Origin of the sequence: Simiaoa sp. (assembly GCF_051972595.1) — a bacterium.
GTDB lineage: Bacteria > Bacillota > Clostridia > Lachnospirales > Lachnospiraceae > Acetatifactor > Acetatifactor hominis.
In genome coordinates, this window is sequence record NZ_JBOKRY010000036.1 from 1 (window position 1) to 15524 (window position 15524).

11 protein-coding genes, 1 pseudogene and 1 riboswitch are annotated in these 15524 nt (G+C 47.7%); of the genes and pseudogenes, 5 read left to right on the forward strand and 7 right to left on the reverse strand.

Features of this window, described 5'->3' with window-relative positions; genetic code table 11:
* Positions 1-572: 572 nt before the first annotated feature.
* The 3 genes from ACTRDR_RS11495 to ACTRDR_RS11505 all read right to left on the reverse strand — a co-directional run bounded on the left by ACTRDR_RS11495 (position 573) and on the right by ACTRDR_RS11505 (position 3621).
* Positions 573-1340, reverse strand: a complete 768-nt coding sequence (locus ACTRDR_RS11495; RefSeq protein ID WP_440527645.1) for a GNAT family N-acetyltransferase — start codon at positions 1338-1340, stop codon at positions 573-575.
* Positions 1341-1367: 27 nt separating this feature from the next.
* Positions 1368-2435, reverse strand: a complete 1068-nt coding sequence (locus ACTRDR_RS11500; RefSeq protein ID WP_440527647.1) for a pectinesterase family protein — start codon at positions 2433-2435, stop codon at positions 1368-1370.
* A 103-nt stretch (positions 2436-2538) separates the two neighbouring features.
* Positions 2539-3621 carry an HD-GYP domain-containing protein gene (locus tag ACTRDR_RS11505; RefSeq protein ID WP_440527648.1) on the reverse strand — a complete coding sequence of 361 codons (1083 nt, stop codon included), beginning with the start codon at positions 3619-3621 and terminating at the stop codon, positions 2539-2541.
* Positions 3622-3868: 247 nt separating this feature from the next.
* Here ACTRDR_RS11505 and secA point away from each other — a divergent pair, with 247 nt between their 5' ends.
* Positions 3869-6436, forward strand: a complete 2568-nt coding sequence (gene secA / locus ACTRDR_RS11510) for a preprotein translocase subunit SecA (protein WP_176865395.1) — start codon at positions 3869-3871, stop codon at positions 6434-6436.
* Between the two features lie 106 nt (positions 6437-6542).
* Positions 6543-7671, forward strand: a protein-coding gene (gene prfB / locus ACTRDR_RS11515) for a peptide chain release factor 2 (protein WP_440527650.1) whose coding sequence is annotated in 2 segments (ribosomal slippage) — positions 6543-6617 and positions 6619-7671 — 1128 coding nt in all. Because the reading frame shifts where the segments join, the coding sequence is not laid out codon by codon here.
* A gap of 27 nt (positions 7672-7698) precedes the next feature.
* Here the strand turns inward: prfB and ACTRDR_RS11520 are convergent.
* From ACTRDR_RS11520 to ACTRDR_RS11530, 3 genes and pseudogenes are all read right to left on the reverse strand, one after another.
* A pseudogene (locus tag ACTRDR_RS11520) lies at positions 7699-7924 on the reverse strand (hypothetical protein).
* A gap of 103 nt (positions 7925-8027) precedes the next feature.
* Positions 8028-8795: a DUF975 family protein gene (locus tag ACTRDR_RS11525; RefSeq protein ID WP_440527652.1), complete on the reverse strand. Its 768-nt coding sequence runs from the start codon at positions 8793-8795 to the stop codon at positions 8028-8030.
* Positions 8796-8898: 103 nt separating this feature from the next.
* The gene (locus ACTRDR_RS11530) at positions 8899-9279 is read right to left on the reverse strand and encodes a DUF4190 domain-containing protein (RefSeq protein ID WP_440527654.1); all 381 of its coding nucleotides are present in this window, start codon (positions 9277-9279) and stop codon (positions 8899-8901) included.
* 193 nt (positions 9280-9472) lie between these two features.
* Between ACTRDR_RS11530 and ACTRDR_RS11535 the strand changes: the two genes are divergently transcribed.
* Positions 9473-11884, forward strand: a complete 2412-nt coding sequence (locus ACTRDR_RS11535) for a Tex family protein (protein ID WP_440527656.1) — start codon at positions 9473-9475, stop codon at positions 11882-11884.
* A 67-nt stretch (positions 11885-11951) separates the two neighbouring features.
* On the opposite strand, the gene ACTRDR_RS11540 is transcribed toward ACTRDR_RS11535, so the two are convergent.
* On the reverse strand, positions 11952-12689 hold the full coding sequence (locus tag ACTRDR_RS11540; protein ID WP_440527658.1) for an ECF transporter S component: 738 nt from the start codon (positions 12687-12689) through the stop codon (positions 11952-11954).
* 100 nt (positions 12690-12789) lie between these two features.
* Positions 12790-12928: riboswitch (FMN riboswitch) on the reverse strand.
* Between the two features lie 220 nt (positions 12929-13148).
* On the opposite strand from ACTRDR_RS11540, the gene ACTRDR_RS11545 reads away from it, so the two are divergent.
* Positions 13149-13838, forward strand: a complete 690-nt coding sequence (locus tag ACTRDR_RS11545) for an ABC transporter ATP-binding protein (protein WP_440527660.1) — start codon at positions 13149-13151, stop codon at positions 13836-13838.
* Positions 13839-13941: 103 nt separating this feature from the next.
* Complete coding sequence (locus ACTRDR_RS11550; RefSeq protein WP_440527661.1) at positions 13942-15516, forward strand: efflux RND transporter periplasmic adaptor subunit; 1575 nt, start codon at positions 13942-13944, stop codon at positions 15514-15516.
* The last annotated feature ends 8 nt before the right edge of the window (positions 15517-15524 follow it).

Below are 15524 nucleotides of genomic sequence, written 5' to 3' on the forward strand. Positions count from 1 at the left end.
AGAGGCTTATAGCCTCAGAGCAAACCACCCGTTAGACGGGTGGTGGTGATTTTTTGCCTATGCGGCGAACGCCTGTTGCAGGCATTCTGGAATATATAATTTTCTTGTTATACCTTCCGTTTTTCACAATTTGGGTATCAGCAACGAAACAAGCTTCTGATACCCACAAACTTTTCACAGCGTGGGTATCAGCAACAAAACAAGCTTCTGATACCCACAAACTTTTCTCAGTGTGGGTATCAGCAACAAAACAAGCTTCTCATACCCATAAACTATTCACGTTGAGGCGGAAGAAGGGTACAGGCGGAACTTGTCCGGTCTACGGCAGCCCTACGTTACGAGCCATGCATTCAATTCATAAATGTGTTGCAAAGGACGCTCCACATTTATTGGCAGCCCTCCGCAATGAGCCACGCTATTCATAAGATTGCCAGCAAAAGGCGCTGCCAATCTTATTTCATATCGCGGCGTTCGCCGCATCACGGCATAAGTAAAGACAGCGATTTGTGCGCAAGCGCCCATCGCTGTCTTTAACTATGCCTATGCGCGGCTATGCTTTCGTAAACTCTCATTTACCTTACTTCTTCCGTAATCAATTCTGCCCACGCCACAGCGAATCCGGCGCGGTGTGCTACCCGTTGGGAAGCAATGTGGGACATGCTTGTTCCATAATAAGGAATCGCACCGTGAGCCAAAATATCCTGAGCCAGAAGTCTTACTAATGTCGCACCCACATGCATTTCTCTGGCGTGGGGAGATACATTGATCCCGATCTGCCAGAACAGGGGACTGTCAGCGCTGGCGCCTGCCATACCGAGAATCTCACCGTCCCTTACAGCGGCGATGCCCAAAACATCCGGGGCATCCGGATCGAAAGCAAATGCCTGATTAAAGCGGTCGTCGCCTCGAAATTGCAGAATAGTATCCTGATCATATCGTATCAGTTTAAAATTCAGGGCCTCAGACAGTAATGGCGAAGAAAAATCAGAAGAAGATATGCCACCAAACTCAGGCAGGAAAAAGGGGTGTACCTGCGCAATACGGAGACCGAAGGGAGCCAGCAATTCTTCCAATTCCCGAAGCCGTTTTATGTCAAAAAACCATTCTCCTGTCACATCAGCATAACGTTTCCGACATTCAGCCACAATTTCCTCGGAACCGGTAACTAATAATTTCCCATGAACGACAGCAATTTTTAACCTGCAAACCGTCTGTTCCTGAAAACGGCGGCGTCCTTCCTGCGGAATATAGAGTGTAAAATGATTGTTTGAATCAGCCACATCAGCAGGACTGCAACAGTAATCCAGTGCCAGCTGACGGGACAATTCTTCCAGGTACATAGATGTCGGAACTCCTTTCATAATGGATCACATCAAACTCTGTGGTTCCCATCCTTTCATTACATGTTTCACGGTGTACTCCGCAGCCTCCGCATCTGTCAACTGGTGGGAGAAGTCTGCGCGGGTGTCAGGGGAAGCGCCGGGACCGTAAGAAGCATATTCTCCGTAATAGAAATGACCATGGGGTTTCTTCCAGTCCTGCCAGCCGGCGGGATGGATGTGTTCTCCCAGTTCACAGTGCAAGAATACGGTCTTCGCCCATTCTCTCCAGGGACGTCCCAGGTAGATGGAATGGGGAGGACAGTCGCTCTCCAGGCTGCATTCATGGAAGACATAGCCGTAGGGCTCTTCCATGGGGGTGGAGGCTGCGGTCACATAGCCGTAGATCACTTCATCCTCCGGACTTTCCGGAGGGATCCGGTCTCCGGGAAGCTTCGAGTAGATCGTACAATGTTCAAACCAGGCGATGCCGCTGCCGAAGATGAAATCCACATCTCCCTGAATAAAACAGTTTTCATAATAATGACGTCCAATCGTGCGGGGCTTGAATTCTCCGGGACCCTTGAAGCCTCCGGGCTGCGCCTCTTTTAACGGCAGAGGTGCATCGAAGATCGTATCCTGGCTGCCAAGAAAACGACAGTCATAAAAAGCATTGCGGTCGCCGTCTACATAGACTGCCAGCGCCTGCCCTACGGTATGTCCGAAGCCGGAATCGTTCTGAAAGGTCAGATGCTTTGCGGTAAAATCGTGGGTGTCGATCCGGACGGAAGCGGTGCGGAAGGTTCCGCGTTTATCCCCATCGGGCATGAGATCAAAGGCGGCATCTCCGTAGACGAGAATAGTTTTGTCCGTACCTGCTCCTTCGAAGGTGACATTTGGTCTGTTGATGACTAATTTTTCCCGATAAATACCTTCCCCAATGTGTACGATCACAGGGGGCAGATCAGAAACGGGAGCCGGGAACTTTTTTTCGCACTCTGAAGCCGGAAACTCCGGCAAAGAAGCCAGAGCCTCGCCGATGGTGGTAAAAGAAGTGCCCGGAAGAGTATTTCCGGGCATATTGACATAATAATGTAAAGGCATCTTGTCTGACATAGTAACTCCAATCTGTAGATGTTGTGTCATGGGAATAAAGACTACATGAGACATCTACAACACAATGCAGCCTAAGGTCTTGTATGGTTGATAGCTGAATAGCTTAAAGCAGGCGAACAATCTCTAAATCCGGCTGATCCGCCAGGTTCACATACTCTCCGCCACATTGTACGATAGGCCGGGAGAGCTTGTCTTTGTTGATATAAATGATCGTCCCTTTCCGCCCGTCACTTAACAGACAGCGGTTCTGCAGACAGGAATTAACTACATTTTCCAGAAAAGGAAGCAGGATGGAGACATCGTATTTCTGGAAGCCTTCCACCTCGAACATTTCAATCACACGGAACGGACACAAAGGTCCTCTGTAGCAGCGGGCGGCGGTCATGGCATCATAGACATCCGCGATAGCTACGATTCTTGCGTAAGGATCGATCTGATTTCCTTTTAATTTCAGGGGATAACCGCTGCCATCGTTGCGCTCGTGATGCATGAGGGCGGCATTTTTTACATGATCATCCACGTCCTGGGAGAGCAGAAGCTGATATCCGAGAGAAGGATGCTTTTTGATCGTTGCAAATTCTTGATCGGACAGCTTACCGGGTTTTGAAATGATGGAATAAGGAACCAGTAATTTACCGATATCATGGAACAGGCCGCAGGCAGTGGCCAGCTCGACTTCCTTGTCAGACAGCTTCAGCCATCCGGCCAGTATGTTGCAGATCAGGGCAACATTCAGACTGTGAGTGTAAGTGGAATCATCATATTCCCGCATGTTCTGAAGCATGTCCAGAATGCTGATACTGCCGGAATGATTGGCTACAATGGCCATGGTGTTCTTCAATAGGGTATTTACGTCTAAAGTGGTATTTTTTTGAATCACCAGATTCATATTTTCCCGGAACAGCTCAACATCATTTTCAAAATCTGTCTTGAACAGTTGAAACTCCGGAGAACTCTTAATGCGCTCGGAGTAAGAGAGCTCAGTGTCAGTGGGATCCTCCACAGGCTGTACGGGGTGTATGATATCTTCGGCAAAAATGGTGAGGATACCGTACAGATCCAGCTTGGTGATCAGCTTGTCCGTAAGAACAGTACCTTTTTGCATCAGAAGCTCATGGTCCAGATCATAGACATCTTCGGCTACGGTCATGCCGGGAACCAGTTGGGTGATAGACAGCCTTTTCATAAGTATTCTGCTCCTTATCATGAAAAGAAAATTTAACTGATCTCATTATAATAATTTTTATCCGGACTGTCAATTTATGCAGGCTCTTAGGTGTCCATATCCTGTTCACAAAATTTTTACAGTCTTTTCACGGCAACGGCAGCATTGAAAGGTTGAAACATAGAGGAAAATCTGCTACAATAAGCTTTGAATTATGCGAAGACCCATGGACATTTTATTGTCAAAAGGGTGCGGAAACGAGGAAAAAATGAGCGTTATTGAGAAGATATTTGGCACGCACAGTTCCAGAGAACTGAAGCGTATTGAGCCCCTGGTGGACAAGATCGAGGCACTCCGCCCGACGATGCAGGCACTTTCCGATGAGGAACTGCGCGGCAAGACCGAGGAGTATAAGAAGCGTCTGAACAATGGAGAGACCTTGGATGATCTGCTTCCGGAGGCTTATGCAACCGTAAGAGAGGCTGCAAAGCGTGTTCTGAACATGGAGCACTACAGAGTACAGCTGATCGGTGGTATCATCCTGCATCAGGGACGTATCGCGGAGATGCGTACCGGTGAAGGTAAGACTTTGGTGTCTACCCTTCCCGCTTATCTGAATGCTTTGGAAGGCAAGGGTGTCCATGTCGTTACCGTCAATGACTATCTGGCAAAGCGTGACGCGGAGTGGATGGGTCAGGTACACGAGTTCCTGGGACTGAAGGTCGGCGTGGTACTGAACAGCATGACCTCCGAGGAGAGACAGGAAGCTTACAAGTGTGATATCACTTATGTTACCAACAACGAACTGGGATTTGATTATCTGCGTGATAACATGGTTATTTACAAGGAACAGCTGGTTCTGCGTGGACTGCATTATGCCATCATCGATGAGGTGGACTCCGTATTGATCGATGAAGCGAGAACCCCTCTGATCATTTCCGGACAGAGCGGCAAGTCCACAGCTCTGTACGAGATGTGTGATCTGCTGGCACGTCAGATGAAGCGCGGCGATGATGTACAGGAACTGACCAAGATGGACGCCATTATGGGTGTGGTACAGGAAGAGACCGGAGACTTCGTCGTTAACGAAAAGGATAAGATCATCAACCTGACCGCAGCAGGTATGGAGAAGGTTGAGAGATTCTTCCACATTGATAACTTCGCAGATCCCGAGAACCTGGAGATCCAGCACAATATCATCCTGGCATTGCGTGCCCATAATCTGATGTTCCGTGATAAGGATTACGTGGTAAAAGACGATCAGGTACTGATCGTCGATGAATTTACCGGACGTATCATGCCGGGACGCCGTTATTCCGACGGTCTGCATCAGGCAATCGAAGCAAAAGAGCATGTAAAGGTGAAGAGAGAAAGTAAGACGCTTGCATCCATTACATTCCAGAACTTCTTTAATTTATTCGATAAAAAGTGTGGTATGACCGGTACAGCTCTCACTGAGGAGACCGAGTTCCGTGAGATCTACGGCATGGATGTTGTTGTGATCCCTACGAACCGTCCCGTTATCCGTAAGGATCTGCAGGATGCTGTATACAAGACGAAGAGAGAGAAGCTGAACGCTATCGTGAATGCGGTAGAGGAAGCACATGCCACAGGACAGCCTGTACTGGTAGGTACGATTACGATCGAAGCCAGTGAGGAACTGAGCAGAATGCTGACCAAGCGCGGCATTCAGCACAAGGTTCTGAATGCAAAATTCCATGAACTGGAAGCAGAGATCGTAGCCGATGCCGGTGTACACGGTGCGGTAACCATCGCTACCAACATGGCAGGCCGTGGTACGGATATCAAGCTGGATGATGAAGCGAGAGCCGCCGGCGGACTGAAGATCATCGGTACCGAGCGTCATGAGTCCAGACGTATTGATAATCAGCTGCGTGGTCGTTCCGGACGTCAGGGAGATCCCGGTGAGTCCAAGTTCTACATCTCTCTGGAGGACGATCTGATGAGACTGTTCGGCTCCGAGCGTCTGATCAGTATGTTCAATACCTTAGGTATTCCCGAAGGACAGGAGATCGAGCACAAGGCATTGACCAATGCCATCGAATCCGCTCAGAAAAAGATTGAGAGCAACAACTACGGTATCCGTAAGAATCTGTTAGAGTATGACCGTGTCATGAGTGAACAGAGAGAGATCATCTACGAGGAGCGTCTGCGGGTACTGAACGGCGAGAGCATGCGCGATGTGATCTACAAGATGATCACCGATATTACCGAGAATTGTGTAGATATCTGTATCAATGACGACGCAGATATCTCTGACTGGGATTTCAATGAGTTAAATACCCTGCTCATTCCTACGATCCCGTTACAGCCTCTGACACCGGAGCGCGTGAAGAAGCCCAAGAAGAACAGCTTAAAGCAGCAGTTAAAGGAAGAAGCTGTGAAGCTGTACGAAGCAAAAGAAGCCGAGTTCCCCGAACCCGAAGCAATCCGTGAGCTGGAGCGTGTGGTTCTGCTGAAGGTCATCGACCGTAAGTGGATGGATCACATCGATGATATGGAGCAGCTGCGTCAGGGCGTTGGTTTACAGGCATACGGACAGAGAGATCCTCTGGTAGAGTACAAGATGAGCGGTTACGAGATGTTCGATGAGATGACTCAGAACATCAGGGAAGAGACTGTGAGACTTCTGTTCCATATCAAGATCGAACAGAAGGTAGAGCGTGAGCAGCAGGCGAAGATCACCGGCACGAATAAGGATGATTCCTTGCCGAAGGGACCTGTAAAGCGTGAAAATGCAAAGGTTTACCCGAACGATCCCTGCCCCTGCGGAAGCGGTAAAAAATACAAGAACTGCTGCGGACGGAAGGCCTGATGCTTCCTGATGGCAGCGGAAGATGATGCGGCAGCGCGGACAGACGCTTTGCCTGCCGGAAAAAGTGAGAATTACAATAATAAAATAAGAAAGTAGGTGACGTTAAGTGGTTGAATTAGATCAGATGAAGACAGAAATTCTGTCCTACGAAACACCTTTAGCGGAAGTGAGGGATTCACTTTGACCTTGCTAACAAGGCAAAGCGGATCGAAGAAATGGAACGTGAGATGGAGGCTCCCGGATTCTGGGATGACCCGGAGCGTTCCAACCAGAAAATGAAAGAACTGAAGAACCTGAAGGATACGGTGGGTGAGTGTGACAAGCTCTCCACACAGTATGATGACATCCTGACTCTGATCGACATGGGATATGAGGAGAACGATGAGTCTCTGATCCCGGAAATCCGTGGAGAACTGGATGAATTCATCAGGGAATTCGACGAACTCAGGATCGGTACTCTATTGTCCGGAGAATATGATAAGAACAATGCGATCTTAAAGCTCAATGCCGGTGCCGGCGGTACCGAAAGCTGTGACTGGTGCGGTATGCTGTATCGTATGTATACCCGTTGGGCGGAGCGTAAGGGCTTTACCATCGAAGTGTTGGACTACCTGGATGGTGATGAGGCCGGAATCAAGTCAGTGACTTTCCAGGTCAATGGTCTGAATGCCTACGGCTATCTGAAGTCTGAGAAGGGTGTACACCGTCTGGTGCGTATCTCTCCTTTCAATGCCCAGGGCAAGCGTCAGACATCCTTTGTATCTCTGGATGTTATGCCGGATATTGAAGGAGATCTGGATGTGGATATTGATGAGAAGGATCTGCGTATTGATACTTACCGAAGCAGTGGTGCCGGTGGACAGCACATCAACAAGACATCATCTGCTATCCGTATCACCCATATCCCGACGGGAACAGTAGTGCAGTGTCAGAATGAGCGAAGCCAGTTCCAGAACAAGGATAAGGCAATGCAGATGCTGAAAGCCAAGCTGTATCTGTTAAAGCAGGAAGCAAATGCCGAGAAGCTGTCGGATATCCGCGGAGAAGTCAAGGAGATCGGCTGGGGCAACCAGATCCGTTCCTATGTATTACAGCCTTACACACTGGTCAAGGATCACCGTACCGATGTGGAGACAGGTAATGTGGATGCAGTACTGGACGGCGGCCTGGATATCTTCATCAATGGCTATTTGAAATGGATCAGCGTACAGGGAGATAAGAAGACAGAGAATTAATAATTAATGATGCCAGGGTCAAAAGGTCTAAGCCCACATGAGCTTGCTCATAAGTGGGTGAAAGACCTTAGGACCCGCCCCGATATGAGCATAAAAGTGGGATGATAATCCCACGATATGCGAATAGAGGGTAGGGTGCTATGTGCCAGTGGCACATGTTTAGCACGGACCGAAGCGGAGCGGAGAAGTGAGAGTGCGTAGCACGGAACAATCCGTAGGCATCAGAGTCGGGGGCTTTTGACCCCGACATCATAATTAATATAAGACATAAATAAAACACATTCCATAGGCAAAAGCCTTGTGGAATGTGTTTTTGCGTACATAATATATAACGTACAATATATAATAGCTAACTGTCAATGGCGCTCGTTCTGCATCAGATCCAGGAAATATAAGGTCTGGGTCATATTCAGGTATGGCACCAGCCATAGGTTTCCGATACCGAAGCTCAGCAAACACAGAAATCCCAGCGGCAGGAAACTCATTTGTAAACAGAACAGCTCCCATTTATGACCCTTCATAATGCGGAAGCTTAATTTCATAAGCTCCATGGCGTTATACTGGGGAAAATCTAACAGTAAATAGTAAGCCTGGGATAAACCAAGGGATAATGGAATATAGATACACATACCGATGACCATAAGCACAATGCACAGGATTGCCATGGTTATGGAATCAAAGCCTTTCCCTGACCTCAGGAGAAAATAGCAGATATCAAACGGAAGTGTACATGCCGTATTCAGTAGGATCAGTACTGCGGAGATCCCGAGCGATTTTTTGAATAAGTATTTGAAGCCGTAGAACAGATTGGCAGTCACAGCAGGTCTGCCGCAGGCAGTATTCAGATAAAATAATGTGATGCCGGTCTGAAAAACTCCGGCGAAAATCGACACTAAAGTCGTAGTGGCTGTCAAAAGCAGATATTCCGTCAGAGATGTCTCTGCGCTTCCCCCCATAAGTGTCCGTACGGTAAGGATCATAGTGAAGGTCATGCTGACAGCAAAGGTGAGGGAAAATACGATCAGACTCCGGCAGATAGACAGCAGGATGGCATTGCCGTAATGCCCTGCCATCTGATCTCTGGCTTTTTCTTTGAGTTGGGCTCTGGATGCATATTGTATCATAGAAATCCTCTTTTCTTTTTATTATTTTGTTCTATTGGTGATTCCGGCTGATCCGGGTTCTGATTTCGAAACCGCAGGATCCGTCGGAAAACAACGGCATGTCTTACAGGTAAGACTGCCAGAACTCTTCCATATCGACACCGTACATCTGCTGGTACATCTGATCCAGCATATTCATATAAGAAGGATCTGTGAATACCGTGACAATACTGCTGATAGTGATGAAGATACCAAGTGCCAGACCTACACAGGACAGCCAGATACCGGCAACACACATGTTGTTCATGCGCTGTCCCTTTTTTCTGGTAAGCATTGCGAAGAGAATGCCAAGAGCACCGGCGGGGATGGCTAGTATGCCGGTACAACACATGACCAGAGAGCAGATACCGCAGACCATAGAAGCAATCGACAAGCCTCTGTATTTCGGATCGACCTGTGGCATGTTCTGATTCATTTGGTTATTTTGATTCTGATAATAATCCATAGAAAGCCTCATTTCCGGGCGGCATATGGTGAATTTATCTGCCGCGCTTATATTAAGTACTGTACCATTTTTCCACACAATAAGCAAATGAAATAAAAATGAAAAGATTGATAAAACATTGAGAAAACTTCCGATTTCCAGTATAATAGACCCATGTGCAAAACAAAATGACAGTATGTCATCAGGAGGAACTATGGATATTATACAGAAAATCAAAGAAGAACTTCAGGTAGAAAAATGGCAGGTGGAAGCGGCTGTGAAGCTGATCGATGAGGGAAATACCATCCCTTTCATCTCTCGTTACCGTAAGGAGGTCACCGGATCCTTAAATGACGAGCAGCTCCGTAATCTCGATGAGAGACTGACCTATCTGAGAAGTCTGGAAGATAAAAAGGAACAGGTACTGAAAAGCATCGAGGAACAGGGAAAACTTACCGATGAGTTAAAGGAGAAGATTCTGGCAGCGCAGACTCTGGTAGTGGTAGAGGATCTGTATCGTCCCTATCGTCCCAAGAGAAAGACCCGTGCCAGCATTGCAAAGGAGAAGGGACTGGAGCCTCTGGCAGAATACATTCTGCGCCAGGAGGCAACAGAACCAGCGCTTAACGAGGCGGCCAAGTATGTTTCCGAAGAAAAAGAAGTAAAGACTGCGGAGGAAGCATTGCAGGGAGCACAGGATATTATTGCCGAGATGATCTCCGACGATGCGGATCATCGTCTTTACATCCGCAATATCACCGTAGAGGAAGGCATTGTGACCAGTACGGCGAAGGATGAGAAGGCTCAGAGCGTCTACGAGATGTATTACAATTTTGAAGAGCCTGTGAAGAAGATTGCAGGTCACAGAGTACTGGCATTGAACCGCGGAGAGGCAGAAAAAGTGCTGACTGTTAAAGTCAATGCACCCAAGGAGCGTATTCTTCGTTATCTGGAGAAGAAGCTGATCACGAAGGAAAATGAATATACCACACCGGTAATCTGTGCCGCATTGGAAGACAGCTATGATCGTTTAATAGCACCTGCTATTGAAAGAGAGATCCGTAACGATCTGACAGAAAAGGCAGAGGATGGAGCGATCAATGTCTTCGGCAAAAACTTAGAGCAGCTGCTGTTGCAGCCACCTATCGCAGGAAAAGTGGTCTTAGGCTGGGATCCGGCGTTCCGTACCGGCTGTAAACTGGCAGTGGTAGATGCTACCGGAAAAGTGCTGGATACGAAAGTGATCTTCCCGACAGCACCCCAGAATAAGGTGGAGGAGTCCAAGGCAGAACTGAAGAAACTGATCAAAAAATATAATGTAGATTTAATTTCTGTAGGGAATGGTACGGCGTCCAGAGAGTCCGAGCAGGTAATTGTAGAACTGTTGAAAGAACTGGATCGTCCGGTACAGTATGTGATCGTCAACGAGGCAGGTGCTTCCGTATACTCCGCTAGTAAGCTGGCGACAGAAGAGTTTCCCAATTTTGACGTTGGTCAGCGAAGCGCCGCATCCATCGCCAGAAGATTGCAGGATCCCCTGGCGGAACTGGTGAAGATCGATCCCAAGTCCATCGGTGTCGGTCAGTATCAGCATGACATGAATCAGAAGAAATTAAGCGATGCTTTAAACGGCGTGGTAGAAGACAGTGTAAATAAAGTCGGCGTGGATCTGAATACCGCATCCGCATCTCTCCTGGAATATGTCTCCGGTATTAATAAGACCATTGCAAAAAATATTGTGGATTACAGAGAAAATAACGGGCGTTTTGTAAGCAGAAAACAGCTGTTGAAGGTACCGAAGCTTGGGCCTAAGGCGTATGAGCAGTGTGCCGGTTTCTTGCGGATCCTGGATGGCAAGAACCCGCTGGATGCCACAAGTGTCCATCCCGAGTCCTATGAAGCAGCTAAGCAGTTGATGGAGAAGCTGGGATTGACTATGGAAGATATTAAGGAAGCCCAGAAGCAGGCGGCAGCAAAGAAAGCTTCCGGCAGGAGCAGTGCGGCGCAGGAAGGCGGACAGAAGAATGGTAACGGCACAGTCAATGCAGCGAAAAAGCGGGAAGAACAGAAGGGCAAGACTGTAAGAGTGCATAATACCAACACCGCCATGGGTAAGGCCCTTGCAGCAGCCATGGGTGGCATGACGTTCGATAACTCCCAAGAAGTGTCTGCAAAGCAGACGGCACCAGCAACTAAAAATGCAGTAAATGATGCAAAGGATATGTCCGGTCTGGAGAAGCGTATTAAAAATAAGAAGCTTTTAGCAGAAGAACTGGGCATTGGTGAGATCACTCTCACAGATATTCTGAAGGAACTGGAGAAGCCGGGCAGAGATCCCAGAGACGATATGCCGAAGCCGATCCTGCGCAGTGATGTTCTGGATATGAAGGATTTAAAGCCCGGTATGATCTTAAAGGGAACCGTGCGTAATGTCATTGACTTCGGTGTATTCGTGGATATCGGTGTCCATCAGGATGGGCTTGTGCATATCTCCCAGATCACAGATCGTTATATCAAGCACCCTCTGGAGGCAGTCAGCGTCGGCGATATCGTGGATGTGCAGGTACTTACCGTAGATGTGGCTAAGAAGCGTATCGGTCTGACCATGAAGATTCAGAAACAATAAGAATATATAAAATATAAAAAACAGGGACAGCAGATAACTGCAATCCCTGTTTTTGTTTTGGAAAAAATTACGCTTTGTGACCGGTCTTGATGATGGGGCTTAACGGCTTGTAGATCAGCAGTGTTACGACAGACACCAGCGTTCCTTTGATGAGATTCATGGGAGCCACACATGCCACCACGAAGCTTACAATGCTGCCTTCCTTTGCCAGCGGATTGACCTCGGTTCCCATTGCCAGGATGGCATCCATGGGCATTCCGTAGAATTTAGAGAACGCGGGAAGCAGATATACGGCATTGAATGCGGTGCCGAATACGGTCATGAAAAGAGTACCCACAATGCAGGCGATGATTGCGCTTTTCTTTGTCTTCTTAAAAGAGTACACAGCAGAAGCGGGGATGATCAGGCTGCAGCCCACCACGAAGTTCGCAAGATCGCCGATGAAAGCGGTAGAGGTACCCTTTATGCACAGCTTCAGCAGTATCTTCACGAATTCCATCATGACACCGGCTACGGGACCGAAGGCAAAGGAACCGACTAAGATCGGCAGCTCACTGAAGTCCATTTTATAGAAACCGGGGGCAAAAAAGATAGGGAAATCCAGCACATGCAGGATCATGGCGATGGCGGAAAACATACCAATCATGGCAAGCTTTCTTGTATTGAAGATCGGTTCTTTGATGCCGTTTTTCTTCTGTGCGCCCTTTTCCAGCACTACAGCCACCAGGAAACATCCCACGATGACTGCCAGGAAGATAACCACATAGGCCACATTTTCAGTTACAGTTTGCATTAATTTGTTCATTTCAGAACTCCTTTCCTATGAAGAAAATCAAGGAAAGCCTTCAAAAAAAGCCCCGGAATACAAGCTTCCGGGGCATGGGTATCACAAAAAAATATAAGTGATACGTCTTCTTTCATCCAGACTGTACTGTTGGTCCCGGATTCACACCGGATCAGCCGCAGAATTGTATCTGCGGGTCGCGGACTTAAGGATGACCTATTACCGCCAGTAGGGAATTACACCCAACCCTGAAGAACTTTACCTTATGGATGGAATATATCACTTTGTGAAATAAAAGTCAATATAGAAAATCTTTAGAATTTTCACAGCTTTTTTTTCCAATTTATCTGATAGTGTATTGTGCATAGATTTGAGATAAATAAATGTTGACACTCAAAAGAAATTATTGTATTATGCACGTAGTACAACGATACAATAAAACAAGTAAAAACAGAAATAAATAACAGGAGCAGGTGAGAAATGAGCGCATTAGTAGAGATCAAGGATGTGTGTAAGATCTATAATCCGGGGGAAAATGAAGTGCGCGCCCTGGATCATGTCAGTCTGACCATCGACGAGCAGGAATTTGTGGCTATCATCGGGCATTCCGGAAGCGGAAAGTCTACACTGATGAATATGCTTGGCTGTCTGGATGTGCCTACCAGTGGGGAATATTGGCTGCATGGACAGGACGTGTCCGCATTATCTGACGATGAATTGTCCGACATCCGGAACCGGGAGATCGGGTTTATCTTTCAGGGTTTTAATCTGATCCCGAATCTGACGGCATTGGAAAATGTGGAGCTGCCTCTGATCTATAGGGGAGTATCCAAAAGTGTGCGGGAAGAGCTGTCCGTGGAGGCCTTGAAAAAGGTAGGTCTCGAACATCGTATGGATCATAAGCCTTCGGAGATGTCCGGCGGTCAGCAGCAGAGAGTGGCGATAGCCAGGGCCATAGCCCAGGCACCTCCGGTGATCCTGGCGGATGAGCCCACAGGTAATCTGGACTCCAATTCCACGAAAGAGATTATGGATATTCTGAAAGGATTACATAAAGAAGGAAGAACTGTCATATTGATCACACATGATAATGAGATCGCAGCACAGGCGAAGCGAGTGATCAAGATCCGTGACGGAAAAGTAGAATCCGACTCCGGGCAGATCAATTAGGTGGAATGCGTAGCACGAAGCAATCCGCAGGCAGTAAAGATGGGGATCTTGCCCCCGACATCTTAACGATATGAGGATAAAAATAGAAAGGGATCATAGGATCATGGAACAACAGGAAAAGACAGAACAGGCACTGAGTGCAAAAGAAAACAAGGCAATGAAGAAGGAAGAAAAGAGAAAACTAAAAGGAACAAAAAGAGAACAGAAGGCAGGTAAAATCGGTAAAAAACGTAAAAAAGCACCTATTATTATTGCTGCTATCATAATCATACTGATCGTGATCCGTATGGTAAGCTGTGCGTTTTCCGGCAGTGCGGGCGTCATGGTCAGCACTACTAACGCATTCCGCGGTGACATCGAGGAAAATGTCAGCACCAGCGGCAAGGTAGTCAGTGAAGAGAAAGCGGTTCTCTTTGCGCCGGTAGGCGGCAGATTAAACGAAGTCAATGTGGCAGCCGGTGATGCTGTCAAGGCAGGGGATGTGCTGATGACCTATGACATGGCCCAGATGGAGGAGCGCCTGCAGGAGGCAACATTACAGCAGACCAAGAGCAGTGCTTCCTATAACAGCACCATGACAGAGAACAGCAAGAGTCAGGCGAAATTAAACGAAGCCAACACCAATCTGGCAGTTCTGGACAAACAGCTGGCAGACTACAAGGCTTATCTGAAAGAACTGCAGGATAAACTTGCAAAGAGTCAGAGAGAAACCCAGAGACAGTTATCCGAAGAAAGTTATGAATTATCCAGAAAATCCGCCAATTTGAGCAAGGAACTGCAGGATTCCGCTACCAGTGCAGACCGTGCGAAAGAAATCAATAAGGAACTCCAGGATATCAGTGCCAGCCAGGCGAGAAATTCTTATGTGCAGTCCATTGCAGGATCCAGCGATTACGTGGTAAATATGCAGAATGAGATTGCTTCCGTACAGGAACATATTGAGGAATGTGAAACTTATAAAGCGAAGATGCAGGCACAGAAGGATGCCGGGGAAGGATCGATCTTAAACGGTTATCAGTCCCAGGGGTACGCTGCTGACAGAGATCTGGCACAGCTGACCTACAAAGAGGCGGAGGAACAGTATTATTCTGCGAAGAAAGGCATTGTAGCTGATTTTGATGGTATCGTAACGGAATGCACCGGTGTATCCGGAGCCAGTGTGGCGGAGGGCGCACAGCTGATCACACTGGAGAGCAGCCAGAATGTGAAGGTTTCCTTTGATGCTTCCAAGTCCGATGTGGCAAAACTTGCCATCGGGCAGAAAGTAGATATTACCATCTCCGGCAATAAATACGAAGGCGAGATCAGTAAGATCAATCGTATGGCAACACTGAATGCCTCCAATACGCCCATGGTAGGGGTAGAAGTACATCTGACTAACCCGGATGACAAGATCATTCTGGGACTGGATGCAAAGCTGACCGTACATACCAACAGTGCACAGGATACATTGTTGATCCCGGTAGAAGCGATCAATGCGGATAAAAACGGAGATTTCCTCTATGTGATCGAGAATGGCATGGTAGTTAAGAGGGCAATTACCTGCGGAATCTCCTCCGATGAATACACAGAGGTCCTGGAGGGCATTACCGAGGAAGACCAGATCATAGTGAACAGTCTCACGGGTGTCAGCCTGGAGGAGGGCATGGCAGTAACGGCTGTGCCCATGGAACAGTAGGAGGCGGA